Raw genomic sequence first — 24,674 nt, 5'->3', positions numbered from 1 at the left:
GACGCTGAATCGCTTTTATTTTTCTGTGAATGTTCAGTTTGAGCCGCAAGACTGATCCGGCTGCGCGGTACGGCAATTCACTTTATAATGCAGCCTTGCCCTGTCTTGTATTTTTCAAGATTCAACCCGATATTAGCTGCATCCTCATGCCGAAGCCTGTCCATGCCTGAATTACCTGAAGTTGAAACCACCAAAACCAGTTTATTACCGCTGCTAGAACAGCGTGTGCACGCCGTGCAGGTACGCCAGTCCAGCTTACGCTGGCCAATTCCAGACGATCTACACAAACTGGTCGGGCAAAAACTACTGAACCTGACCCGTCGCTCCAAATATATTCTGGCCCAGTTTGAACAGGACAGCATGCTGTGGCATCTGGGCATGTCCGGCAGCTTCCGCCTATGTGAGCCCGAGGCCGAACTGCGCAAACATGACCATCTGATTATCCAGTTTGATGATATTCAGCTGCGCTACCACGACCCGCGCCGTTTTGGCTGTATTCTCTGGCTAGATGAAAACTCGCAAAGCAAACTGATTGATACGCTCGGGCCTGAACCTTTAAGTGATGCTTTCAATGCTCACTATCTGGCCGATAAACTGAAAAACAAAAATGTCGGCATTAAAATTGCAATCATGGATAACCATGTGGTGGTGGGCGTGGGCAATATTTACGCCACAGAAAGTCTGTTTAATCTGGGCATTCACCCGGCACAACCGGCGTCGAGCTTAAGTCTGGAACAGATTGACAAACTAACTGTGGAGATCAAACGGATTTTAAAACAGGCCATTGATTTGGGTGGATCGACCTTACGCGACTATAGCAATGCCATGGGTGAAAATGGCTATTTTCAGCAAACCCTGCTGGCCTATGGTCGTGCCGGTGAAATGTGTGTCAACTGTGAAACCACACTGGAAAACCTCAAGCTTGGTCAGCGCGCCTCAGTGTTTTGCCCGGAGTGCCAACCGCTGAAGAAAGTCAAACTGGCTCGTCCTAAAACCAGCAAGCCAAAACATACAGCGAGGTAATACCCATGAAAACGGCCATCGTCCGTCATATTCTGGTGAAAGATAAAGATACTGCCGAGCAGCTAAAAAAGAAGCTGCAAGCGGGAGCAGACTTTGCCAAAATTGCCAAACAGTATTCCACTTGCAACTCAGCCAAACGTGGCGGTGAACTCGGTGAAGTGAAAAAAGGCCAACTGGTTCCAGTGATTGATAAACTGGTCTTTACGGCTGCTGAACGGGTGTTGCATGGCCCGGTCAAAAGCCAGTTTGGTTTTCATTTGGTGGAAATTAAATTCCGGATGGATTTTTAATCCCTCTAAATCCCCCTTTAGCAAAGAGGGACTTCTCCTCTCTTTATTAAAGGGAAGTTTGGGAGGGATTCTATAAAAAAATGGCGCCTTTGCGCCGTTTTCTTTTGCTTTCAATTACGCCTGCGGACGTTTTTTCAATTCGTCACGAATTTCACGCAGTAATTCAATATCTTCTGGAGTTGCTGCCGGTTCTGGCTCTGCTTCCTGCTTACGGCGCATTTTGTTCATCAGTTTCACCAACCAGAACACCACCCAGGCCAATAACAGGAAGTTAATGAAGATGGTCAGGAAGTTACCATAATGGAAAATGTTTAGACCCGCTTCCTGGGCAGCAGCCAGGGTTTGCACATTGTTCGGGTTATCACCCAGAATCAGGAATTTATTGGTGAAATCGACCTCACCCCCTAAAATCCATGAAATCAGCGGCATGATCACATCTTTTACCAATGAATCAATAATCTTACCGAATGCACCACCAATAATAACACCGACTGCCAAGTCCATCATGTTGCCTTTAATGGCAAACTCTCTAAATTCTTTTAAAATGCTCATATGCGCTCCAGAATATATCTTTATTTATGTGATGAAGTATACATAATTACTAGGATTTGATTTCTGCTTAATGTACGCTTTTTTCAATTATTTCCAAGTAGTTTTAGAACATTTAATACAAAAAAAACCGCCAAGTGGACCTGGCGGTTTCTTTTTTCTTCTTAATTTTAAAAATTAAGATTTGTTACGCTTACGTTCGTTTTCAGTCAGGTAACGCTTACGGATACGGATTGACTTCGGCGTTACTTCAACCAGCTCGTCGTCTTCAATGAATTCAAGTGCTTGTTCAAGTGTGAATTCAATTGCAGGAACCAGAGTTAACGCATCATCCGTACCAGATGCACGTACGTTGGTTAACTGTTTCGCTTTGGTTGGGTTCACCACCATATCATCTGAACGAGAGTTAATACCCACGATCATACCTTCGTAAACTTCTAACTGAGGTTTAGCGAATAGACGGCCACGGTCTTGCAAGCTGAACAGTGCATAGCCCAAGCAAGTCCCTTGAACCATAGAAATCAGTACGCCGTTTTGACGTTTTGCTACAGAACCCTGTTTCATTGGACCGTAGTGCGAGAAGCTAGAGGTCATGATACCGGTACCAGACGTCATGGTCATGAATTCAGAACGGAAACCAATCAGGCCACGTGAAGGAACAGTTGCTTCAATACGGATACGGCCTTTACCGTCCACTTCCATATTGGTCATCTCACCTTTACGGTTACCCATTTGCTCCATCACAGCGCCTTGGTGCTGTTCTTCAACGTCAAAAGTCACGTTTTCGTATGGTTCTTGCATTTCGCCATCAATCTCTTTCAAGATCACTTGCGGACGAGATACACCCATCTCGAAACCTTCACGACGCATGTTTTCAATCAGAACTGACAGGTGAAGTTCACCACGGCCAGACACTTTGAAACGGTCAGGACTGTCAGTATCTTCAACGCGCAGTGCAACGTTGTGAATCAATTCGCGGTCTAGACGTTCACGGATGTTACGTGAGGTCACGAACTTACCTTCTTTACCCGCGAACGGCGAGTTGTTGACCTGGAATGTCATCGACACGGTAGGTTCGTCTACAGAAAGCGGTGGTAATGCTTCAACATTTTTCGGATCACAGATGGTGTCAGAAATATGCAGCTCGTCCATACCGGTTACACATACGATGTCACCCGCAGATGCAGAATCTACATCAATACGCTCTAAACCGTGGTAACCCATGATTTTTAAGATACGGCCGTTACGTGTTTTACCGTCTTTGTCGATGACAGTGACAGGTGTGTTCAGTTTTACAGAACCACGCTGGATACGACCAACACCGATTACACCCACGAAGCTGTTATAGTCCAGTGAAGACACTTGCATCTGGAATGGACCATCAACGTCAACTGCTGGTGGTTCAACGATGTCTACGATGGTTTCAAACAACGGTGTCATATCTTCAGCCAGTTCTTCTGGAGATGGACCAGCAACACCACGTAAACCAGACGCATATACCACCGGGAAGTCTAGCTGCTCGTCAGTACCACCCAGGTTGTCGAACAAATCGAATACCTGGTCAATCACCCAGTCAGGACGCGCGTTTGGCTTGTCGACCTTATTGATGATCACGATTGGCTTCAAACCACGTGCGAACGCTTTTTGCGTTACGAAACGGGTTTGTGGCATTGGACCTTCTTGTGAGTCAACCAGAAGAAGTACGCAATCCACCATCGACATGACACGTTCAACTTCACCACCGAAGTCGGCGTGTCCCGGGGTATCCACGATGTTGATACGGTATTCAGTATCGGTACGTTTATCTAACCATTTGATTGCAGTGTTTTTTGCAAGAATGGTAATACCACGTTCACTTTCAATAGCGCCTGAATCCATGACACGCTCAATCTCGCCCGCTCGTTCACCGAGAGCACCTGATTGTTGTAAAAGTTTATCTACAAGAGTGGTTTTACCGTGGTCAACGTGCGCGATAATCGCGATGTTGCGGAGAGTTTTAATATCTGACATGTAAATTCGATACGCTTTAAATTTGAGGGCAAATTATACAGAAAAATACTCTCATTTAGTAGTGACACTTTATTGACAATCGAACTTTTTTCGACAGAAGCGACGATTTAAAGTTTGTAAAGACGTGTAACTCGATTAGAATACCGCCACCTAGCCTAATTTGCTTTTGACTTATGTCTGAATTTAATTCATCTCCTGATCAAAAACCGCAACTGGATTTGGTCTATGGTCTGAATGACCGTCCTAAACCATTTATTGCTTTTCTTGCTGCCTTCCAACACTTATTGGCCATTATTGTCCCGATTGTGACACCAGGTCTGTTGATCTGTCTGGCCTTGGGTGTTTCCAAAGAAGACACCAACATGATTTTATCGATGTCTTTGGTGATTTCGGGGATTGCAACTTTCCTGCAAGCTAAAAAAGTAGGCCCTTTTGGTGCCGGACTGTTAATTGTTCAGGGCACCAGCTTTAACTTTATTGGCCCAATCATCGGGATTGGTTCTGCAATGGTCGCAGCAGGTACACCAGTTGAGTCGGTTATGGCCGCTATTTTTGGTGTGGTGATTGCCGGTTCATTTATCGAGATGGGTGTTTCACAAATTCTGCCATGGGTTAAAAAACTGATTACCCCGCTGGTGACCGGGATTGTGGTCCTGCTGATTGGTTTAACCTTAATTAAAGAAGGTTTAATCAGTATGGGCGGTGGCTATCAGGCCATGTCGGACAAGACTTTCGCCAATGCCGATAACCTGATCATGTCTTGTACCGTTTTAGCGTTAATCATTATCCTGAACCGGATTAATGTGACCTGGATTAAAAGCTCCGCCATCCTGATTGCCCTGATCGTGGGTTATATTGTGGCTGGTTTTATGGGTCATCTGGACTTCTCTGGTCTGCAGGAAGCGCCACTGGTACAAGTGCCAACTCCAATGCACTTTGGTCTGGAATTCTCCTGGAGCCTGTTCATTCCAATGGCCTTTATTTACCTGGTCACGTCGTTAGAAGCGATTGGTGACATCACCGCAACCTCTAAACTGTCGAACCAGCCTGTGGATGGTCCAAAATGGATGCAGCGTATTAAAGGTGGCGTACTGGTCAATGGTGCCAACTCATTACTTGCGGGTATTTTCAACACCTTCCCAAGTTCGGTATTTGCACAAAACAACGGTGTGATTCAGTTAACTGGTGTGGCTAGCCGTTATGTCGGAATCTGGATTGCCGCGATGCTGGTGATTTTAGGTTTATTACCGGCTGTTGCTGGCGTGATTCAGGCTGTGCCTCAAGCCGTTCTGGGTGGTGCTGTCATGGTCATGTTTGGTGCGGTAGCCGCATCGGGAATTAACATTTTATCGGGTATTCATCTGGATCGTCGTGCCCTGCTGATTATTGCCATTTCTCTAGCACTGGGTTTAGGCGTTGCACAAGTGCCACAAATTCTGGAACATCTGCCAGAATTATTCCGTAATATCTTTAGCTCAGGTGTTGCGACCGGCGGTATTGCAGCGCTGATTCTGAATATTGTATTACCTGAAACCAAGAAGTAATTTCATGTCCAGAAAACACTGTCTGAGCCGGACTTGGACAGTGTTTTTCTATTGGAGAGCGACTCATGGATGCTAAAAGCGAAGTGCTATTACGACAATATGATTATTTATCAGGTCGTGTGTTACTGATCAATGCGCCTACAGACCAGCTGTTCGCTGAATTCGGTGAATCGGTCCAGCCTTTTTTCTGGACATGGAATTTTAACGATTACCACTATTTCCAGAACCAGACTGCCCCCGTTCATTTTGGTGCCGACTTTCCAGAAGGCGAATTTGATCAGGCGGTTATTTTTGTGCCGAAATCTAAAGAACTGCTGAATTATGTGCTGCACAATGTTGCCGCCCATCTGCAAACCGGCAGCAGTGTTTTTCTGGTCGGTGAGAAAAAAGGCGGCGTCGAACGTGCGGCCAAACAGCTACAGCCTTATGGTAAAGCCTTAAAACTCGACAGTGCCCGTCATTGCCAACTCTGGCAATTAACACTAGACTGCAGCGTCGAGAAAAAAGCACTGGCCGACTGGGCGCAGCGTTATACTGTAGCGACGCCGAAAGGCGATCTACAGATTTGTGCCCTGCCAGGTGTGTTCAGCCAGAACCGGCTTGATATCGGTACAGCGGTCTTCCTGCCTTATTTAAGCCAGGTGCCATCGGGTAAAATTGCCGATTTTGGTTGTGGCGCCGGCATTATCAGTGCCTATCTGGCCAAGCTGAATCCAGATAACCGTATCTTCGCGCTGGATGTAGATGCTTTTGCACTTGCTTCAACCCAAATGACTTTTGAGCACAACCAGCTCAATCCGCAGCAGCTTGAGATTAAAGCCGTCAGTGGCATTGAAGATGCACCGCTGTTTTTACATGCCATTGTCAGCAATCCGCCTTTTCATCAGGGGATTCAGACCGACTATGATGCCAGCGAAAAACTGTGTAAAACTGCGCGCCGCCACCTGAAATCGGGTGGTGAACTGTGGATTGTGGCCAACCGCTTTTTAAATTATCCCCTGTTGATTGAACAGAGTTTTGGCCAGTGTACGGTCAAGGCAGATCAACAAGGTTTTAAAGTGCTGTTCGCGAGCACTCAAAAAAATGTTAAGGAAGTATGATGAGCGAAACTCAACACAGCCGACAGCTGCAGCGTAAGCTCGGTGCTCGCCACTTAAATATGATCGCCATTGGCGGATCGATCGGGACCGGTTTATTCCTGGCCTCCGGTGCGACCATTGCCAATGCTGGTCCGGGTGGTGCATTACTGGCCTATGCCCTGATTGGCGTCATGATCTATTTCTTGATGACCAGCTTGGGCGAATTGGCGACCCACAATCCGACCTCAGGTGCATTCTTTACCTATGGCAGCAAATATGTCGAAGGTGGTTTTGGTTTCGCGCTAGGCTGGAACTACTGGTATAACTGGGCCATTACCGTGGCATTTGAACTGGTTGCGGTACAATTCATCATGAAGTTCTGGTTCCCGGATATTCCCGGTTTCTACTGGAGTGCCCTGTTCCTGACCGTGGTGTTTGCGATTAATGCCCTGACAGTCAAAGGCTTTGGTGAGTCCGAGTTCTTCTTCTCTTTAGTCAAAGTGCTCGCAATTATCATCTTTATTATTATTGGTCTGGTCATGATCGCCAAGATCATGATGACCCCGGATGTTGCAACTTTTGGTAACTGGAGCAAAGGTGAAGCGCCATTTGTCGGTGGTTTATCGGCCCTGATTGGTGTGGCGATGATTGCCGGTTTCTCCTTCCAGGGCACGGAAATGGTCGGTGTGGCTGCGGGTGAATCCAAAGATCCGCAGAAAACCATTCCGATTGCAATCAAACAGATTTTCTGGCGTATCCTGTTGTTCTATATCGTGTGTATTTTCATTATCGGCACCCTGATTGCCTATGATGATCCACGATTACTGCAGGCCGCTGCAACAGATGATGTGGCACTGTCACCCTTTACCTTACTGTATGAGCAGGCCGGTTTTGCCTTTGCTGCCAGTGTCATGAATGCAGTCATTCTAACGGCGATCCTGTCTGCGGGTAACTCAGGCATGTATTCATCTACGCGTATGCTGTTTGATATGGCACGTAAAGGCAGTGCACCAAAAGCCTTTGCCCGCCTTGATCCACGTGGCGTACCGATGAATGCGCTGTATGCCACTACAGCCATTGCTGCATTATGTTTCTTGACCACCTTTATTGGTGAAGAACAGGTCTTTAACTGGCTACTAAATATGTCAGGCATGTGTGGCTTTATTGTCTGGCTGGGTATTGCGGTTTCTCATTATCGTTTCCGCAAAGGCTATCTTGCTCAGGGCTATAAACTTGAAGATCTGGCGTATCGTGCCAAGTTCTTCCCGTTCGCACCATGGTTTGCCTTCACTTTATGTGCGATTGTGGTCTTGGGCCAGAACTATCAGGCGGTACTTGATGGTGAGTGGCTGGCTGTGCTTTCCACCTATATCGGGATTTTATTGTTCCTGGCCATCTGGTTAGGCTATAAATGGAAATACAAAACCAAGCTGATTCCTTATCAGCAGATGGATGTCCAGCCGATGAAGATCGACCGTGAATAATTGATTCAGCTTTCTTTAAAAGCACTCAACAAAAAAGCAGTCCAAGTGACTGCTTTTTTTATGATCTCGATAAATGTGGCTTAGCTATAACGCATCACAAAATTTCGGTCATCAATCACAATGGCCTGACGGCAAATGCCCTCTGCCTGACGCTGCTGCTCGAAAACCTGTGCTGGCATTGCATCAAAGCTGTCAAAGAAACAGACCTCTTCTGCATCCATCGAATAGATTAAGGAATGATTCCCCACGCCTTCTAGTGTGTCATAGAACACTATCACAAAGCGGCCCTGCTCAACACATGTCTGCAAAGCGCTATAGCTGAGTGCCGGCTGTAGCGGAATCTGTAATTGCTGCGCTTCCTGATAACACAGCACTTCCGTCGGGTGCTGGTGCGGATCAGGATCGGTATGAAAGCTCACCTCAAGCCCCAGCTTTTTCAACCCCACTGCTAGCGCAATTCCGAAAGTGCCATCTTCATTATTATGCCGGCACAGCTGGACCAGATCGGCAATTTCCAGATCAATCCCATAGTGCTGAAAAATCTTCCAAATAGCAAAAATACCACCATTGGCTTCAAGTTGAAGGAGTTGATCCGGAATTTCTGTGCTCATAATCCATCTTACCCAGACTGCGGGATTTTTAAGGCAATAAAATTCCATTATAAAAAAAAACGACTCCGAAGAGTCGTTTTTTCTAAGGTCTACTCAAATTATTGAGCAGCTGCTTCTGGTTGTACAGTAACTGTACGGCTACCAGTGATTGTCGCGAATACACGACGGTTCATAGCACGACCTTCTTTGGTGTTGTTGTCAGCAATCGGTTGATCCCAAGCGAAACCTTGAGTTGACAGACGAGCTGGGTCAACGTTGTATTCGTTTACAAGTGAAGATTTCACAGAGTTCGCACGAGCTAAAGATAAACGTTCGTTCAGTGCACGTGGACCAGTGTTGTCTGTGTGACCTTCGATACGCGCTGTTGCGTTTGGATACTCAACCAGTTTTTCAGCAACTTTAGCGATTTCTGGCTTGTATTGATCTTTGATGTTTGATTTGTTGGTATCAAAGAATACGCGAAGTTCCATGTTCAGGTCTTCAGTCAACTCTTGTGGAGCTGGTTGAACTGGAGCAACTGGCTCAACTGGAGCAACTTCTACCACTGGAGCAGCTGGTTTTAAACGGCCGCCAAGAACAACGTTCAGACCTGCTAAAGCAGTGTAGTTCCAGAAATCTTCATCGATGTTATAAGTAGCACGTGCTTCAGTACGCAGCGCTAATGCATCGTTTAAGTGCCAGAATGCACCCACACCAGCATTACCTAAAGTACCTTCATCTTCCCAACCTGCATCAGAAATTGAACCTTCACCTTCATATTTATAGTGACCAGCACCTAATAATACGTATGGCTTCACTTTGCTGTCATAGTTCTTAGTGATCAAATCAGAAGTCGCGTAGAAGTTACCATTGATTTGAGTTTGCTTATATTCAGCACCCGGAGCAACGCCTTCAACATCACCTTTCACTTGGTTATATTCAGCTTCGAAACCTAACCAAGGAGTCAGTTCAACACCGATAGCTGCACCAACGAATAAATCGTCTTGAAGCTCAGGACCACCAGTTAAGTGATCTTCCCAGCTGTTGTTGTGTTTAGTGTCTTGGAAAGTGTAACCAAGCATTAATGGAGTAACAGTTACGCCTGCGTTTGCAGCTGCTAAAGGCGCAGCTACGAGCATTGCCAATGCAATACGACTCATTTTCATGGATTTATCCTCCAGAGATAACAAATTGTTGTTCAAGCTCAAGCCTAAAGTTTTGGCTATCCTGAGATAGGCTTTTTTTACCCCAGTTTTCTTTTTAAGCTAGTCACTTTGAATCATACAAACACTTTATTCTTTTTCCAAGTGCTTGATAATTTTAATCAAGTAAATTATTGACAAAATTACTTACAATTTCCGTTGTAATTCGGTAAATTTTTACTCAATTTTTTGTTGTGGATAGCTTATTGTCACTTCCACTTTATTTTAGCAGCTTTATAGAAAGATGCGTAAAAATAATGACAACCTAGAAAAATATTACAAAACAATATTTTGTATTACAGAAACATAATAAAAATATAAAGATTATAGGTCTACTTAGTATGTACCCAATTAAATCTCACACTTCAGGCTTTAGTCTGTTTGAACTCATTGTGGTGCTTGCCATCATTGGCATCATTAGTGCGATTGCTTTGCCTCATTTTCAGCAATATCTGGCCCAGCAAGAAGCCAAGCGCATCCGTTATTTACTGCAATATAGTATTAACCTGGCCAAATCCCAAGCCCTCACCTATCGCGCCAATATTGTAATTTGCCCCAGTGCCGATCTGCAGCAATGTCAGAATAATCAATGGAACAGCGGTTTTATTATTTTTATCGATCATAACCGCAACCGAAGCCTCGATGCAGGTGAATCTATTGTCTTAACTGAAAAGACCCGCCTGAAATACGGTAACCTGGAATGGAAAGGCGCCCTGTCTCTGCCCAGTCTCAGATTTAACGCCCAGCAGGGTTTACCTTTAGGCTCTAATGGCAGTTTTTATTATTGTTCAGGTTTTACCCCCAATCAGCGTATTTTCCTCAGTAATCGTGGTTTTCTACGCATAGAATTTCCCAATAGCTGCTAAAACTTATGCGTCTAAAGATGTATGAAAATTACGCTTTATTCTGTGGATTTTTCCCCTATACTGCTAGGGCTTAAGCTCAAAATAAATATTGAATTGATTAGAAACAGATTGGAGATACAACGATGACGGATATCGTAATTGTTAATGGTGCACGGACAGCAATGGGTGGTTTTCAGGGTAGTCTTGCCAGTTTAACCGCACCCGACTTAGGTGCAGCCACCATTCAAGCCGCTATTTCTCGTGCTGGCTTACAACCGACCGATATCGAAGAAGTCATTATGGGCTGTGTTTTACCGGCCGGCTTAAAACAGGGTCCTGCACGTCAAGCCATGCGTAAGGCAGGCTTACCGGATTCAACCGGTGCTGTAACCATTAACAAACTGTGTGGTTCAGGCATGAAAGCGGTCATGCAAGCCGCAGATATGATTAAAGCCGGTTCAGCAACTTACGTGGTTGCAGGTGGTATGGAATCAATGACCAATGCGCCGTACATTCTGCCAAAAGCACGCGGCGGTTTCCGTATGGGCCATGGCGAAGTCAAAGACCATATGTTCCTAGATGGCCTTGAAGATGCAGAAACCGGCCGTTTAATGGGTTCTTTTGCACAGGACATGGCCAATACCAAAGGTTATACCCGCGAGCAAATGGATGACTTTGCTATTCGTTCATTAAAACGTGCACAAACTGCAGTGAATGAAGGTTATTTTACCGATGAAATCGTGCCTGTAACGGTGTCTACCCGTAAAGGCGATGTCGTGGTCGATAAAGATGAACAACCATTCAACGCCAATATTGAAAAAATTCCAACACTACGCCCAGCGTTTGCTAAAGATGGCACCATTACTGCGGCCAATGCCAGCTCTATTTCGGATGGTGCATCTGCACTTGTATTAACCTCAGCAGACAACGCTGCAGCAAAAGGTTTACAACCGCTAGCCAAGCTGATTGCCTATGCTTCGAATTCACAGCATCCATCTGAATTTACCATTGCGCCAGTCGGTGCAATTCAAAAAGTTCTGGATAAAACCGGCTGGACGGTTGCAGATGTGGACCTGTGGGAAATCAATGAAGCTTTTGCCATGGTGACCATGTGTCCAATGGACGAGTTCAAACTGGACCCAGAAAAAGTCAACATCAATGGCGGTGCCTGTGCACTTGGTCACCCAGTTGGTTCGACCGGTTCACGTATTATTTTAACCCTGATTCATGCCCTGAAACGTACCGGCGGCAAGCGTGGTATCGCAGCCCTGTGTATCGGTGGTGGTGAAGCAACTGCAGTGGCGATTGAGTTAATTTAATCTTTTAAACCCCTCTTTACCTTGCACTTCGTTAAAAGCAATACTTTTAATTTGTTCAGGGTTTGGGGAGATTTAATTCAGTCAATCCTCCCCTAACCCCTCCTTTATTAAAGGAGGGGGATTTTAAAAGACAAAAATAAAAAGCCTTCACTTGGAGGCTTTTTATCATCACAATTAAAGTAACCGTTTAAATTTTAATACTTAAAGAATTTCTTTACGCAGTTGTTCCGGTGACTTCATCGACAATAAACCTGGTGCAACATCAAATGCGGTTTTCGCACCGTACTGACCCATCTGGTTCATGCGGTAACACGCACGTGCATAAGCCACCAGTACGCTTGCCGTAAACTCAGGATTACTCTCCAGTTTTAAAGAGAATTCCATGACTTGATTATGGGCATCGCTGGTATTGCCACTACGAATCACGAATCCACCATGTGGCATACGATTGTGTTCATTGCGAAGAGTTTCTTCATCAATGAAGTTTACCGTTGTATTGTAGTCCGCAAAATAATCCGGCATGGTCACAATGGCCTGTTCAACCTTGGCTGCGTCTGCACCCCCTTCAAGTACCACATAGCACTCACGCGTATGCTTATCTCGGGTGCTTAACTCTGGACGTGAACCACTACGCACCTTGTCCATCGCATCGGTGGAGGGAATGGTATATTGCACACCCGCTTTCACACCCTCAACACGACGAATCGCATCTGAGTGACCTTGACTCAAACCTTTACCCCAGAAGGTATAGGTTTCACCGTCTGGAAGTAATGCTTCACCGAACAAACGATTGATGGAGAACATACCCGGGTCCCAGCCAATCGAAATCATGGCTGTTTTCTTGTTCGTAAGTGCTGGCGCATTTACAGCATCAAAGAACTCTGGAATACGTGCGTGTGTATCAAAGCTGTCGACAGTATTAAATTTACTTGCTAATTCAGGGGTCTGTTTAGGCAAATCATCTTTCGATCCACCACATAAAATCAGTACATCAATCTGATTCTGGAAGTCAACCAATGCATCCATATGAAAAACTTTGGTTTCAGTAAAGCAGGGTGAAACAGTTTCAGGCGCACGGCGAGTAAAAATACCCACAAGCTGTAAATCTGGATTCTTTTGAATGGCAGTTTCCACACCACGCCCTAAATTGCCATAACCAGCAATACCAATACGAATAGAATGTTGCATACAGACAAGTCACTTCAAGCTAATAGTTAAACTTTTCCAAATCAGATTCATAAAACGAAGATGATTGGGTGCTTCTTCTGTGGATTCAAGCCATGATTCAGCCTGCTCACAGAATGCACCATATTGTGCCACAATGTTGTATTTGCACCAAATTAAAGCAAAGTCAGTCGCGATGCTGATCTAAATCTATCGCATAAAAACAAAAAAACCTCCTGACGGAGGTTTTTCGCAACGGGTGAAATTAAGCACCCGTTTGATAACGTGCCTGAGCCACGGCCGTCGAAGCCTGATAAGGATGGGTAAAATCACCCAGACCGGCTGCCGCTTCCTGAATATCTTTACCTTCTTTAATCACGAAGGTATCGAAACCGGAACGCTTCATATAGTTCAGTACGTCTTTAAATACATCACCTGTTGCACGAAGTTCACCTTCAAAACCCTGACGGCGAAGCAGTGCAGCAAATGAATAACCACGACCATCATTAAAGCCAGCAAACTCAATAAAAATGGCATCGAGTTGATCTAACGGAAACTCATTGGTTTCAGGCGAAGCATCTACGGTTAAGTACAATGCTTTTTTACCTGAAACATTAGCAAGTTGATCGAGCTGCTCAACCGTTAAAACCACATCACCTTGTGGTAACACGCCATCTTCACCAATAATTTGGTAAGTATTGTCTGCAATCGTGCCATCTTTAGAGAGCACTTGTAGTGCGGTATTAAGCATATGCACGCTCCTTAAATGGTTGAATGCCAACACGGCGATAGGTATCAATAAACTCTTCACCTTCCTGGCGCAGGTCAAGATAAGTATTTAAAATTTCTTCCACCACATCTGGCACTTTTTCCGCAGCAAATGATGGCCCTAAGATGTCACCGATTGAGGCATCATGATCAGCATTACCACCCAGGGTAATCTGGTAGAATTCCGCGCCTTTTTTATCAACACCTAAAATCCCGATGTTGCCGACATGGTGATGACCACAGGCATTCATACAACCGGAGATGTTCAGATCCAGTTTACCCAGGTTGTAAATGGTATCAAGGTCATCAAAACGGCGTGAAATCGCTTCAGAAATTGGAATTGATTTGGCATTGGCCAGCGAGCAGAAATCACCACCTGGACAGCAAATAATATCAGTCAAGAAACCAATGTGCGCACGCGCTAGGTTGTGTTGATCCAGGGTTTGCCATAAGGCAAACAGGTCTTTTTGTGGTACATCCACCAAGGCAATATTCTGCTCGTGTGTAGTACGCAGTTCACCGAAGGTGTACTGATCCGCCAGGTCGGCAATCAGGTTCATTTCTTCCGTGGTGATATCACCCGGGGCAATACCGGCACGTTTCAGTGAAATGGTGACAATACGGTAGCCTTTCACTTTGTGTGCATTGGTATTGATGTTAAACCATTGCTTGAACTTCGGATATTGTGCAAACAGCGCGGTGAAGTCCTCATCTGCATAGTCCTGATAATCGAATGGCGTAAAGTTCTCATCCATTTTTTTCAGGGTGTCTGCATCGACTTTTAAGGTTTTCACCGTATGTGCAAATTCAGCTTCAACTTTCTCGGCAAATACTTCTGGCGTGAGTGCTTTTACCAGAATCTTGATACGTGCTTTATATTTGTTATCACGACGGCCGTGCAGGTTATAGACACGCAGCACTGCTTCCAAGTAAGCAATTAAGTCTTCACGTGGCAGCCATTCTTTAATCACTGCACCGATGATTGGGGTACGACCCAAACCACCGCCAACCATGATTTTATAGCCCATTTCGCCGGCTGCATTGCGTACAATATACACACCAATATCATGGAAAGCAGTTGCCGCACGGTCAATTTCTTCAAGTGCAGATACCGCAATCTTGAATTTACGTGGCAAGAAGGCAAATTCTGGGTGGAAAGTCGACCATTGACGGATCAGCTCACAGGTCGGACGCGGATCGGCAATTTCACCAGCGACCACACCGGCATACTGGTCCGTGGTGGTATTCCGGATACAGTTACCTGAGGTTTGAATCGCGTGCATCTGAACTGTGGCCAGTTCAGCCAGCATATCTGGCACGTTTTCTAGTGCAGGCCAGTTAAACTGAATATTTTGACGTGTTGAAACGTGGGCATAACCACGGTCATAGGCCTTGGCCAAGGCAGCGACTTTACGCAGCTGGGTCGAGCTCATTAAACCATAAGGCACGGCAATACGTAACATTGGCGCATAGCGCTGTACATATAAACCATTTTGGAGACGAAGTGGACGATATTCATCTTCTGTCAATTTGCCCGCTAAATAACGTTCCGTCTGGTCACGGAACTGCGCAACACGTTCATTAATCAGTTGCTGATCGAAATCAGTATATAAATACATGGCGTACAGCTAGTAGTTTCATTATAACGACCGACAGGATAGCGACATTTTATCTATCAACAAAATGCGTTTTTTACATATTTCATAGCGATTTTATTGATAAGTCAGCTGAACTTGCGCTGCAATCACGACTTTACAGCCATTCATTATTATTTTCTGGATCTTTCATTATTTTTTGCGTTATTTAGCATTTTTTTTCATAAGATGTTTATCCTCACTTTTGGGTCTGGATAAACATCTTATATTGGCTGATAGACCTCTTTTATAGACCTGACGGTTACCAGTTCCCCTGCCCCAAGCCTTGACCACGGAAATCATAACGGGCTTTGGAGCGCGAGAATTTAATCGGGCAGGCCAACTGCGCTTCAGTGTCTGGGCTGTCCTGTTCCAGTGGCACTTGAACCACCCATTCGCGTTGCTGGGCCAGTGGTGAATGCAGTGCTTCTTCTAAATACAGCACCGGTTCGACACAGACATCCTGCTCGGCAAATATTTGCTGCCATTCTGCCCAGCTTTTGGATTGAATTTTATTGCCAATGGCCTGTTTCACCACCTGCCGATCGCCTGAATCAAAAGAACTTCCTTTTTCCACAATTAGTGGCAACTCCAGAACCGTGGCCAAGCCCTGCATAAATTGTGGCTCCAGCCCACCGATCGAAAGATAGCGGCCATCTGAGGTACGATAGTAATCATAGAAAATCGCGCCATTTAAATGGCCAGCTTCGGGACGCTGCTGTTCCTGTCCGGCCAGGCTGGCTGCCGCAGCCATATTGTTTAAGGCCGCCACACAGTCAGTCATGGAAATATCAATATATTGTCCCTGTCCGCTGCTTTGCCGTTCAATGACTGCGGCCAATATGCCGACCAGCGCATGTAGCGAACCACCTGCAACATCAGCAATCTGAATGCCCATTGGCGGTGGCCCGGACTGTGCCCGGCCACTATGCCCGGCAATACCGGAAAGCGCTAAATAATTGATATCATGTCCAGCCTTGGCCTGATAAGGACCGCTTTGTCCATAGCCGGTAATGGAACAATAAATCAGTCCGGGATGAATTTCTGCCAATGTGGCATAATCCAGCCCCAAACGCTGCATTACCCCAGGGCGAAACTGCTCAACCACAATATCGTAATCTTTAATTTTGGCTTTAATTTGTGCAATGCTGTCCGGGTCTTTTAAATCCAGCGTCACCGACTGTTTATTGCGGTTCAGGTAACTGTGCGAAGTCGCCTGGCCATTGGCATAGGGCGGAAATAGCCGGACCAGATCGGGACGGTTCGGTGATTCAATATGCACCACTTCTGCGCCTAAATCGGCCAGATAAAGCGTGGCAAATGGTCCGGGTAACAAGGTGGAAAAATCTAAAACTTTGAGTCCGTTTAAAGCGTATGACATTGGAGTTTTTACTCTATTTGTGTTGATTTTTTCATCATCTTAGAAATATAAAAGCATAAACACAATGTCATGTTCAGCCATTTACCTTGATCATTTCGGCAATTTAATATGTAAAATGGCAAAATAACTCAAGTAAATTGCCAAAAACTTTATTTTTAATGTCATTTAGGTCAAACATACGTGATTACCAAAGACAAAGAGTCAGAAGGCTTTAATATGAGCCGCGATACCATCAGTATCCACTTCGTAAATGCGGCTCTAACCGGTGTCAAACGCCTTGGCATGGACGTCGAGACCTTATTATCACACGTGGGTATTGAGGCCGAGCTGTTACGCCAGCCCAAAGCGCGAATCTCGCCAGAACAATATACCCGTTTTATTAAAATGCTGTGGATGGTGACTCAGGACGAGCACATCGGCTTTGATGTTCAAGGCCGCCGCTTAGGTACTTTTGCCATCATGTGCCAGCTGATTATCCATGCCAAAACCTTGGGTGATGCCTTAGAACTGTCCTCCCAGTTCTATAAACTGTTTGGCGATGAATGGTCGGTGACGCTGGAACGTGACAAACACGAAGCCCGTCTGGTGCCGTTAATTCCTAAGAGCATGGACCCGGACCACTTTATTACTGAAAGTATGCTGATGATCTGGCATGGTCTGGCATCGTGGTTAATTGAACGCCGTCTGCCGCTGGAACGTGTCCACTTTGGTTATGAGCGCCCTGCCCATGCCGATGAATATGATGCGCTGTTCTTCGCCCCAGTGATGCAGTTTGATATGCCGCGTACCGAAATTACCTTTGCGGCCGACTATCTGGACTTGCCAATTCGCCAGAATGAAGAAACCCTGGAAGAATTCCTGAAAGCGGCACCGGCACAGTTATTAGTGAAATTCAAAAATACCAACTCTTTAACTTCACGAATTCGTGATGTCTTAAAGAGCCAGATTGGCGAAGAAATGCCAACCTTGAATGATGTTGCCTCAATGCTGTATCTGTCGCCGCAAACCCTGCGCCGCCGTCTGGCAGCCGAAGGTAAAAGCTATCAGGGCGTCAAAGATGCCTTACGTCGTGATGCCGCGATTCACCTGTTGCTGAATCCGGAACTGACGCTAGAAGATGTAGCGCAACAGGTCGGCTTTAGTGAAACCAGTACCTTCCACCGTGCCTTTAAAAAATGGACTGGAGTGACACCAGGGCTATATCGCCAGTTACACGGTTATCACTAAACATTTTTTAGACAACGTCTTTTCAGGTTTGATCTTCCTCTCCGCCCTCACCGCCAAGTGAGGGCTTTTTTTATTGGCGAAAAGCATCATCTGACCTCGCCCGTTCTCGTCATTGCACTTCATCAATTAATCATTACACTCAAAAAGCATAACAATTTAAAACTCATCAAAGGGATAGCACATGAGCGAGGCTTATATTATTGATGCCATTCGCACACCACGCGGAAAAGGAAAAAAAGATGGTTCGCTCTATGAAGTGAAACCGATCAGTCTGGTCACCACCCTGTTACGTGAATTAGAACAGCGCCATCAACTGGATACTGCCCAGGTCGATGATATTGTGCTGGGTTGCGTCACACCGGTCGGTGATCAGGGCGCCGATATTGCCAAAACAGCAGCGATTGCTGCCGGCTGGAACAATAATGTGGCAGGCGTGCAGATCAACCGTTTCTGTGCCTCGGGTTTAGAAGCCGTGAATCTGGCCGCGCAAAAAGTCCGATCTGGCTGGGAAGATCTGGTCGTTGCCGGTGGGGTGGAATCAATGTCCCGCGTACCAATGGGTTCAGATGGTGGCCCGTGGGCGCTGGACCCGGAAACCAACATGGCGTCGGAATTTGTCCCGCAAGGCATTGGCGCCGATTTAATTGCCAGCATTGATGGCTATAGCCGCGCCGATGTCGATGCCTTTGCCGAGCAGTCACAAAAGAAAGCCGCGGCTGCGCAGGCCAATGGTCATTTTGAGCGTTCAATTGTGCCGGTCAAGGACAAAGCCGGGGTGGTAATTCTAGTCAAAGATGAATTTATTAAACCGAATACCACCGCGGAAGGCCTGGCCAAACTTAATCCAAGTTTTGAAATGATGGGACAGATGGGTTTTGATGCCATCGCGCTACAAAAATATCCTGAAGTCGAGAAAATTCAGCATGTGCATCATGCCGGTAACTCCTCCGGTATTGTCGATGGTGCTGCGCTGGTGTTACTGGCCTCGGAAAAAGCCGTACAGGAACAGGGTTTAAAACCACGCGCCAAAGTGCTGGCCACGGCACTGGTTGGTGCTGACCCGACCATTATGCTTACCGGTCCGGCACCGGCAGCCCGTAAAGCTCTGGCCAAAGCTGGCTTAAGCATTGAGGACATTGACCTGTTTGAAGTCAATGAAGCTTTTGCGGCGGTGGTGATGCGGTTTATTAACGAGATGCAGGTCGATCCGGCCAAAGTCAATGTCAACGGCGGTGCAATTGCCATGGGTCATCCACTCGGGGCCACCGGTGCCATGATTTTAGGCACCCTGCTGGATGAGCTGGAACGTCAGGGCAAAAAACGTGGTCTGGCCACCTTATGTGTCGGTGGCGGTATGGGTATTGCCACCATTATTGAACTGGTTTAAGGAGGAGCCGCATGAGCGCTATTCAATTCGAAAAAAACGCCGACAATATTGTAATCTTAACGCTAGACTCGCCAAACCAGTCCGCCAACACCATGAATGCAGATTTCCGTGCAGCTTTGGCAGAAACTGTGGAAAAACTCAAAGCCGATGAACAGATTGCCGGAATTATCTTCCGTTCGGCCAAAAAAACCTTCTTTGCCGGCGGTGATCTCGATGAACTGATTCAGGCCCAGCCGGAACAGGCCAGCGACTTTTTCCAAATGGTAGAAGGCATTAAAGCCCAGCTGCGTTATATCGAAACGCGTGGTATTCCGGTGGTGGCTGCCTTAAATGGTACAGCGCTTGGCGGTGGCTGGGAACTGGCATTGGGCTGCCATCACCGCATTGCCTTGAATGACCCAAAAACCAGATTCGGTTTACCGGAAGTGACTTTGGGCCTGTTACCAGGTGGCGGCGGCATCGTGCGAATGGTACGTCTGCTCGGCCTGCAAACCGCTTTTCCATTTTTAATCGAAGGCAAACAGTTTGGGGTAGAAAAAGCTCTGTCTTTGGGCTTGATCCATGACACGGCCGACTCAGCAGATGAAATGCTGCAAAAAGCCATCGACTGGATTCAGGCACATCCGAAATCACAGCAACCGTTTGATGTAAAAGGCTATAAAATTCCGGGTGGTGATCCGAAACATCCGGCTGTGGCGCAGATGCTGGCGATTGCTCCGGCGATTTTACGTGACAAGACCAAAGGCTGTTATCCGGCACCGGAAGCGATTATGTCGGCTGCGGTCGAAGGCGCGCAGGTCGATGTCGATACCGCACTGACCATTGAATCACGTTATTTTACCTATCTGGCGACAGGTCAGGTCTCTAAAAATATGATTGGCACCTTCTGGCACGGCCTGAATGCCATTAAATCCGGCGCCAGCCGCCCACAGGATATTCCGCAGTGGCAGGCGAAAAAAGTCGGTATTTTAGGTGCCGGGATGATGGGTGCCGGAATCGCCTATGCCGCAGCCATTAAAGGCATTGCAGTCATCCTAAAAGATGTTGCTATAGAAAATGCCGAAAAAGGCAAAGCCTACAGCCAGAAACTGCTGGATAAAAAAGTTGCTCAAGGGCGGATGACTGCAGAAAAACGTGACCAGATTCTGGCACGCCTTACCCCAACGGCCTCAACCGCAGATCTGGCTGGTTGTGACCTGATCATTGAAGCGGTGTTTGAAAATCAGCAATTAAAAGCACAGGTGACCCAGGAAGCCGAAGGCTATCTGGCTGCCGATGGCGTGATGACCTCTAATACTTCGACCCTGCCCATTAGCGGTCTGGCGCAAGCCGCGAAAGATCAAAGCCGTTTTATTGGCCTGCATTTCTTTAGTCCGGTCGATAAGATGCAACTGGTTGAAATTATTAAAGGCCAGAACACCAATCGTGAAACCGTGGCCAAGGCCTATGACTTTGTCCAGCAGATTGGCAAGACGCCTATTGTGGTCAATGACAGTCGTGGTTTCTTTACCAGCCGTGTGTTTGGTACCTTTGTGCAGGAAGGTCTGCGTATGCTGGCAGAGGGCATCCATCCGGCCAAAATTGAAATGGCCGCGCTCAAAGCCGGGATGCCTGTTGGACCGCTGGCGATTCAGGATGAAGTCTCGCTGACCTTATCCGAGCATGTCGCGGCAGAAACCCGCAAAGCCTTGCAGGCGGAAGGCAAAGAACGCCCACGCTCAGGTGCAGATGAAGTCATTGAAACCATGATCCATCAGTTTAACCGTAAAGGTAAAGCAGCCGGCGCCGGGTTCTATGACTATCCTGAAGGTGGCAAAAAATCGCTCTGGGAAGGCCTCAGTTACTGGAAAAAAGAGCAGACTGTCGATGAGCAGGAACTGATTGACCGCTTCCTGTTTGTCCAATCGCTGGATACTTTGCGCTGTCTGGAAGAAGGCGTGCTGGAATCGGTGGTAGATGGCAATGTCGGCTCGATTTTCGGGATTGGGTTTGCTCCGTGGACCGGTGGTGCCCTGCAGTTCCTGAATCAATATGGCCTAAAAGATGCGCTAAATCGAGCACAAGCTTTGGAACAGCGTTATGGTGAGCGTTTTGCCCCGCCGCAGTTATTGAAAGACAAAGTCGCGCAAGGCGAACAAATTTAAACCCATCCAGCTTGGTAGCATTCAAGAGGCCTTTAGGGCCTCTTGTCTGTTCTGGCGACAGTATTAAGCCGTGCCTCGGCGCAAGGAAAGCATTTTCTTGGCTTGGACTTTGAAATAATTATGTTATAAAGTTTCAACAGATTCAGTTTTCTTTTTATCCAATTGGGCAGTTTGTTATGACCGACCACTCTTCTCCAGAAAAATCTCCTTGGGGTTGGAAAGCACTTATTATTTTCTCGGTTTTAGGTGCGTTATTTCTTGGCCTGTTCTATCTTGCCGTGAGCAATGAACCGGACTATATGCCAAGCCAGCAGAATAAACACAACACCCAGCAACATGCCTTTAAAAATGCGCCTGCCATGTCTGAAGAGGCTTTGGCCAAAGCTCAGGCTGACCGCGAAGCGCGTGAAGCTCGTGCGGCGGCCAGCGCAGAACAGCATCAGATGACCGAAGCGGAACACGCTGCCATGGATGAAAGCCATACCGATACCACGGGACACGGTCACTAATCAGCAAATATTAAAAAAGCGGACTTCACGTCCGCTTTTTTATGGGATGCAGATTGCTATTTTTCTTCGGTTGGATGCAATTCACGGCGCATCCGAATATGTGGAATGCCGCAGTCCAGATATTCCTCACCCTCGACCTGAAAACCAAGCTGCTGATAAAAACCGGTGGCATACACTTGTGCCGACAACACCAGAAACGGACGCTGTTCCTGCTGGGCCTGCTGAATAATGGCTTCCATCACTTTCTTGCCCAGACCTAAGCCCCTGTAAGACTTTAAGACCGCAACCCGGCCAATGCTATGGTTGGAGAGCAACCGTGCGGTGGCAATCGGCTGCTGCTGTGCATACGCGACAAAATGTAGCGCTACTGCATCCTCCTGATCCCATTCATCTTCCGGGGCAATCGCTTGCTCCTGAATAAAAACCGCTTCACGAATCTGTTTGGCATCGGCCTGCAAGTCCTGCCAGCTGCCAGCATGAATACTGATCTGGCTCATTGTTTTATCCTTAACATTTACGTCCGATATCCTGCTGGTCCCACTGATCATTCAGCAATAGCTCCAGCGAATGTTTCTGAATGCCATAGAGTTCTTTTAAGGCCTGAATCTGGGCCAGCACCGCCGCATCTGGCGCAGTATAGTCTTTGCGTTTGGTGGCCAAAATCATCTTGTTTTTGCTGGTATGTTCCAGTGACACAAACTCAAACACCTTGGTTTCATAGCCATAGGCTTTCAGCAATAAGGCCCGGATGGTATCGGTGAGCATTTCCGCCTGCTGTCCGGCATGAATCCCAAAATGCAGCATCGGTTGCAGCACTTTCGGTGCCTGTAACTGCGGACGCAATTCTTTATGGCAACACGGCGCACACATAATCATTTGTGCATTCAGGCGAATGCCAGTGTGAATGGCAAAGTCGGTGGCGACATCACAGGCATGCAAGGCAATCATCACATCCAGCTGTTCCGGTGCATAGGTACGAACATCGCCCTGGAAAAAGTCCAGTTGCTGAAAGCCAGAATCTTGCGCCACCTGCTGGCAGAACGCGACCATTTTCGGATTCAGTTCCACACCGGTCACATACGGCATCTGCTGATGCTTGGCCAGATAGTCATACAGGGCAAAAGTTAAATAGCCTTTGCCGGAACCAAAATCGACAATATGCAAGGGCTGATCTTGAGTGTTGAGCTGCTCCACTGCCCCGGAGAAAATTTCCACAAATTTATTAATCTGTTTCCATTTTCGTGCCATGCTCGGAATGATCTGGCCGTGCTGATCGGTAATGCTTAAATGCTGCAAAAATGGGCTGTCCTGTTCGACATAACGCTGTTTACTGCGGTCATGACCTTGCGTAGCAGTTGCCGGTGCAACCTCAGCTTTTTTCTTGTTCTTTTTCAGCTGCAGGTCTTCATCCAGGGTCAATAAATTGGCCTGTTTGCAGCAGTCAAGTAGCGCAGTGACCTGAGCCAATGCCTCAGATAAAGGATAGTTTTTGGTGACATCCTGGGTTTTATATCGGTACACACAGTTCAGTACAGCTTCATTTTGTAAAGAAATGACCCGGAAGGTCATTTTTTCCAGCTGTTCAAGTTCGCCTTTGTACTGACTCAGAATTAAACGCTCAAAACGCTGTGTTTCAATGGCTTGCTGAAACGCATCTAGAAATTGTTGTTCCGGATTGGGAGAAGTCGCCAATTGAGACATGAGTAAAACCTGAAATGAATTGCAGCTAAAGTGTAAAGCGTCTTACGCGAAATGCAAAATTGAATTACTATACATTTGTATATTTTAATTATAACGATCCCACGCTTATGAATGCACCCTTGGCACCTGACTACGATCCGGTTGAAGAACGAATGAACTTCATCAGCCATGCCATAGGCGCGGCTTTGGCACTGGTGGCCGGTATTTTTTTAGTGATTAAAGGCAGTTATTTGAGTATCGGACCCTGGATCGGGCTGTGGGTCTATGCGCTGAGTATGTTCCTGCTGTTTTCGGCGTCCAGTCTGTACCACTATGCCGACAGTCCGCAGCGCCGCGGCTGGTATAAAAAGCTCGATCACACCGCTATCTATTATTTAATTGCTGGCACCTATACCCCTTTTCTGTCTATCGCCATTCCCACTGCCAAAGCACAATATCTGTTAATCGCACTGTGGATTATTGCCCTGATTGGCACTGTATTTAAGCTGGTGTTCATCAACCGGTTTCAGAAAATTTCGCTAATTGCCTATCTGGTGATGGGCTGGTTAGCACTTCTGGTGATTGATGATATGCAACGCTTTTTAAGCCGGCCTGCGCTAACTTTTTTATTGATTGGTGGAATTTCTTATACGATTGGTGCATTGTTTTATGCGTTAAAACGGGTAAGATACACACACGCTATCTGGCATATTTTTGTATTGATCGGGGCAGGATCACATTTTCTGTCTATCTATCTGTACGTGATTTAATTGTTTTGATTCTCCATTTCAGTGACCCTGAGCGCGTTGAATCGAAACGATTGCCGTTGTTTTTTTAAGAAATTA

The 24,674-nt window shown here is 46.5% G+C and carries 22 protein-coding genes; 12 read left to right on the top strand and 10 right to left on the bottom strand.

Annotation, left to right across the window (positions count from 1 at the left end; translation table 11 throughout):
- The first annotated feature begins 162 nt into the window (after positions 1-162).
- Both mutM and FTT64_RS11315 read left to right on the top strand, forming a co-directional pair.
- Positions 163-1,023: a bifunctional DNA-formamidopyrimidine glycosylase/DNA-(apurinic or apyrimidinic site) lyase gene (mutM, locus tag FTT64_RS11320; protein WP_127800807.1), complete on the top strand. Its 861-nt coding sequence runs from the start codon at positions 163-165 to the stop codon at positions 1,021-1,023.
- 5 nt (positions 1,024-1,028) lie between these two features.
- Entirely contained in the window at positions 1,029-1,313 is a 285-nt protein-coding gene (locus FTT64_RS11315; protein ID WP_005175832.1) for a peptidylprolyl isomerase, read from the top strand.
- 114 nt (positions 1,314-1,427) lie between these two features.
- Here FTT64_RS11315 and mscL read toward each other — a convergent pair whose 3' ends face one another.
- Together mscL and typA are read right to left on the bottom strand one after the other, a co-directional pair.
- Positions 1,428-1,865 (bottom strand): large conductance mechanosensitive channel protein MscL, encoded by a 438-nt coding sequence (mscL, locus tag FTT64_RS11310; protein WP_016659821.1) that lies wholly within the window; start codon positions 1,863-1,865, stop codon positions 1,428-1,430.
- 174 nt (positions 1,866-2,039) lie between these two features.
- Positions 2,040-3,872 (bottom strand): translational GTPase TypA, encoded by a 1,833-nt coding sequence (gene typA / locus FTT64_RS11305; RefSeq protein WP_005175828.1) that lies wholly within the window; start codon positions 3,870-3,872, stop codon positions 2,040-2,042.
- Positions 3,873-4,045: 173 nt separating this feature from the next.
- Between typA and FTT64_RS11300 the strand changes: the two genes are divergently transcribed.
- From FTT64_RS11300 to FTT64_RS11290, 3 genes are all read left to right on the top strand, one after another.
- The gene (locus FTT64_RS11300; protein ID WP_168396997.1) at positions 4,046-5,416 is read left to right on the top strand and encodes a uracil-xanthine permease family protein; all 1,371 of its coding nucleotides are present in this window, start codon (positions 4,046-4,048) and stop codon (positions 5,414-5,416) included.
- Positions 5,417-5,481: 65 nt separating this feature from the next.
- Positions 5,482-6,516, top strand: a complete 1,035-nt coding sequence (locus FTT64_RS11295; RefSeq protein WP_016659819.1) for a class I SAM-dependent methyltransferase — start codon at positions 5,482-5,484, stop codon at positions 6,514-6,516.
- On the top strand, positions 6,516-7,979 hold the full coding sequence (locus FTT64_RS11290; protein ID WP_075175150.1) for an amino acid permease: 1,464 nt from the start codon (positions 6,516-6,518) through the stop codon (positions 7,977-7,979). Before FTT64_RS11295 ends, FTT64_RS11290 begins: the two co-directional genes overlap by 1 nt.
- A gap of 80 nt (positions 7,980-8,059) precedes the next feature.
- Here FTT64_RS11290 and FTT64_RS11285 read toward each other — a convergent pair whose 3' ends face one another.
- Together FTT64_RS11285 and omp38 are read right to left on the bottom strand one after the other, a co-directional pair.
- A complete protein-coding gene (locus tag FTT64_RS11285; RefSeq protein WP_034597369.1) occupies positions 8,060-8,590 on the bottom strand; it encodes a hypothetical protein in 531 nt (176 codons plus the stop codon).
- Positions 8,591-8,688: 98 nt separating this feature from the next.
- Positions 8,689-9,735 (bottom strand): outer membrane protein Omp38, encoded by a 1,047-nt coding sequence (gene omp38 / locus FTT64_RS11280; protein ID WP_168396969.1) that lies wholly within the window; start codon positions 9,733-9,735, stop codon positions 8,689-8,691.
- Between the two features lie 377 nt (positions 9,736-10,112).
- Here omp38 and FTT64_RS11275 point away from each other — a divergent pair, with 377 nt between their 5' ends.
- The gene (locus tag FTT64_RS11275; RefSeq protein ID WP_168396968.1) at positions 10,113-10,637 is read left to right on the top strand and encodes a GspH/FimT family protein; all 525 of its coding nucleotides are present in this window, start codon (positions 10,113-10,115) and stop codon (positions 10,635-10,637) included.
- A 122-nt stretch (positions 10,638-10,759) separates the two neighbouring features.
- A complete protein-coding gene (locus FTT64_RS11270; protein ID WP_005175806.1) occupies positions 10,760-11,935 on the top strand; it encodes an acetyl-CoA C-acyltransferase in 1,176 nt (391 codons plus the stop codon).
- Positions 11,936-12,136: 201 nt separating this feature from the next.
- Here FTT64_RS11270 and FTT64_RS11265 read toward each other — a convergent pair whose 3' ends face one another.
- From FTT64_RS11265 to FTT64_RS11250, 4 genes are all read right to left on the bottom strand, one after another.
- A complete protein-coding gene (locus FTT64_RS11265; RefSeq protein WP_127800345.1) occupies positions 12,137-13,123 on the bottom strand; it encodes a diaminopimelate dehydrogenase in 987 nt (328 codons plus the stop codon).
- A gap of 241 nt (positions 13,124-13,364) precedes the next feature.
- Entirely contained in the window at positions 13,365-13,850 is a 486-nt protein-coding gene (locus FTT64_RS11260) for a DUF934 domain-containing protein (RefSeq protein WP_005175797.1), read from the bottom strand.
- Positions 13,843-15,486, bottom strand: coding sequence for a nitrite/sulfite reductase (locus tag FTT64_RS11255; protein WP_163146096.1), 1,644 nt, complete (start codon positions 15,484-15,486; stop codon positions 13,843-13,845). Before FTT64_RS11255 ends, FTT64_RS11260 begins: the two co-directional genes overlap by 8 nt.
- 277 nt (positions 15,487-15,763) lie before the next feature.
- Positions 15,764-16,882 (bottom strand): CaiB/BaiF CoA-transferase family protein, encoded by a 1,119-nt coding sequence (locus FTT64_RS11250; RefSeq protein ID WP_168396967.1) that lies wholly within the window; start codon positions 16,880-16,882, stop codon positions 15,764-15,766.
- A gap of 216 nt (positions 16,883-17,098) precedes the next feature.
- Here FTT64_RS11250 and FTT64_RS11245 point away from each other — a divergent pair, with 216 nt between their 5' ends.
- From FTT64_RS11245 to FTT64_RS11230, 4 genes are all read left to right on the top strand, one after another.
- The gene (locus FTT64_RS11245) at positions 17,099-18,109 is read left to right on the top strand and encodes an AraC family transcriptional regulator (protein WP_034597576.1); all 1,011 of its coding nucleotides are present in this window, start codon (positions 17,099-17,101) and stop codon (positions 18,107-18,109) included.
- Between the two features lie 181 nt (positions 18,110-18,290).
- A complete protein-coding gene (locus FTT64_RS11240) occupies positions 18,291-19,496 on the top strand; it encodes an acetyl-CoA C-acetyltransferase (RefSeq protein WP_163146097.1) in 1,206 nt (401 codons plus the stop codon).
- An 11-nt stretch (positions 19,497-19,507) separates the two neighbouring features.
- Entirely contained in the window at positions 19,508-21,640 is a 2,133-nt protein-coding gene (locus tag FTT64_RS11235; protein ID WP_163146098.1) for a 3-hydroxyacyl-CoA dehydrogenase NAD-binding domain-containing protein, read from the top strand.
- 176 nt (positions 21,641-21,816) lie between these two features.
- Positions 21,817-22,149 (top strand): hypothetical protein, encoded by a 333-nt coding sequence (locus FTT64_RS11230; RefSeq protein ID WP_163146099.1) that lies wholly within the window; start codon positions 21,817-21,819, stop codon positions 22,147-22,149.
- 56 nt (positions 22,150-22,205) lie between these two features.
- Here FTT64_RS11230 and FTT64_RS11225 read toward each other — a convergent pair whose 3' ends face one another.
- On the bottom strand, positions 22,206-22,646 hold the full coding sequence (locus FTT64_RS11225; RefSeq protein ID WP_156189374.1) for a GNAT family N-acetyltransferase: 441 nt from the start codon (positions 22,644-22,646) through the stop codon (positions 22,206-22,208).
- A 10-nt stretch (positions 22,647-22,656) separates the two neighbouring features.
- Positions 22,657-23,850 (bottom strand): SAM-dependent methyltransferase, encoded by a 1,194-nt coding sequence (locus FTT64_RS11220; protein WP_180182398.1) that lies wholly within the window; start codon positions 23,848-23,850, stop codon positions 22,657-22,659.
- A gap of 107 nt (positions 23,851-23,957) precedes the next feature.
- On the opposite strand from FTT64_RS11220, the gene FTT64_RS11215 reads away from it, so the two are divergent.
- Entirely contained in the window at positions 23,958-24,599 is a 642-nt protein-coding gene (locus tag FTT64_RS11215; protein ID WP_180182397.1) for a hemolysin III family protein, read from the top strand.
- The last annotated feature ends 75 nt before the right edge of the window (positions 24,600-24,674 follow it).

Source organism: Acinetobacter sp. Q186-3 (assembly GCF_013420655.1).
Taxonomy (GTDB): domain Bacteria; phylum Pseudomonadota; class Gammaproteobacteria; order Pseudomonadales; family Moraxellaceae; genus Acinetobacter; species Acinetobacter indicus.
The sequence above is the reverse complement of the archived record's forward strand: the minus strand, read 5'-3'. Positions and strand labels throughout refer to the sequence as shown.

Coding starts and splice junctions, on each gene's coding strand:
- FTT64_RS11255 (WP_163146096.1), bottom strand. CDS start 15,486: ATGTATTTATATACTGATTTCGATCAGCAACTGATTAATGAACGTGTT.
- FTT64_RS11300 (WP_168396997.1), top strand. CDS start 4,046: ATGTCTGAATTTAATTCATCTCCTGATCAAAAACCGCAACTGGATTTG.
- mutM (WP_127800807.1), top strand. CDS start 163: ATGCCTGAATTACCTGAAGTTGAAACCACCAAAACCAGTTTATTACCG.
- FTT64_RS11220 (WP_180182398.1), bottom strand. CDS start 23,850: ATGTCTCAATTGGCGACTTCTCCCAATCCGGAACAACAATTTCTAGAT.
- FTT64_RS11265 (WP_127800345.1), bottom strand. CDS start 13,123: ATGCAACATTCTATTCGTATTGGTATTGCTGGTTATGGCAATTTAGGG.
- FTT64_RS11245 (WP_034597576.1), top strand. CDS start 17,099: ATGAGCCGCGATACCATCAGTATCCACTTCGTAAATGCGGCTCTAACC.
- FTT64_RS11290 (WP_075175150.1), top strand. CDS start 6,516: ATGAGCGAAACTCAACACAGCCGACAGCTGCAGCGTAAGCTCGGTGCT.
- FTT64_RS11270 (WP_005175806.1), top strand. CDS start 10,760: ATGACGGATATCGTAATTGTTAATGGTGCACGGACAGCAATGGGTGGT.
- FTT64_RS11260 (WP_005175797.1), bottom strand. CDS start 13,850: ATGCTTAATACCGCACTACAAGTGCTCTCTAAAGATGGCACGATTGCA.
- typA (WP_005175828.1), bottom strand. CDS start 3,872: ATGTCAGATATTAAAACTCTCCGCAACATCGCGATTATCGCGCACGTT.
- FTT64_RS11240 (WP_163146097.1), top strand. CDS start 18,291: ATGAGCGAGGCTTATATTATTGATGCCATTCGCACACCACGCGGAAAA.
- FTT64_RS11230 (WP_163146099.1), top strand. CDS start 21,817: ATGACCGACCACTCTTCTCCAGAAAAATCTCCTTGGGGTTGGAAAGCA.
- FTT64_RS11315 (WP_005175832.1), top strand. CDS start 1,029: ATGAAAACGGCCATCGTCCGTCATATTCTGGTGAAAGATAAAGATACT.
- FTT64_RS11250 (WP_168396967.1), bottom strand. CDS start 16,882: ATGTCATACGCTTTAAACGGACTCAAAGTTTTAGATTTTTCCACCTTG.
- FTT64_RS11235 (WP_163146098.1), top strand. CDS start 19,508: ATGAGCGCTATTCAATTCGAAAAAAACGCCGACAATATTGTAATCTTA.
- FTT64_RS11215 (WP_180182397.1), top strand. CDS start 23,958: ATGAATGCACCCTTGGCACCTGACTACGATCCGGTTGAAGAACGAATG.
- FTT64_RS11295 (WP_016659819.1), top strand. CDS start 5,482: ATGGATGCTAAAAGCGAAGTGCTATTACGACAATATGATTATTTATCA.
- FTT64_RS11225 (WP_156189374.1), bottom strand. CDS start 22,646: ATGAGCCAGATCAGTATTCATGCTGGCAGCTGGCAGGACTTGCAGGCC.
- mscL (WP_016659821.1), bottom strand. CDS start 1,865: ATGAGCATTTTAAAAGAATTTAGAGAGTTTGCCATTAAAGGCAACATG.
- omp38 (WP_168396969.1), bottom strand. CDS start 9,735: ATGAAAATGAGTCGTATTGCATTGGCAATGCTCGTAGCTGCGCCTTTA.
- FTT64_RS11275 (WP_168396968.1), top strand. CDS start 10,113: ATGTACCCAATTAAATCTCACACTTCAGGCTTTAGTCTGTTTGAACTC.
- FTT64_RS11285 (WP_034597369.1), bottom strand. CDS start 8,590: ATGAGCACAGAAATTCCGGATCAACTCCTTCAACTTGAAGCCAATGGT.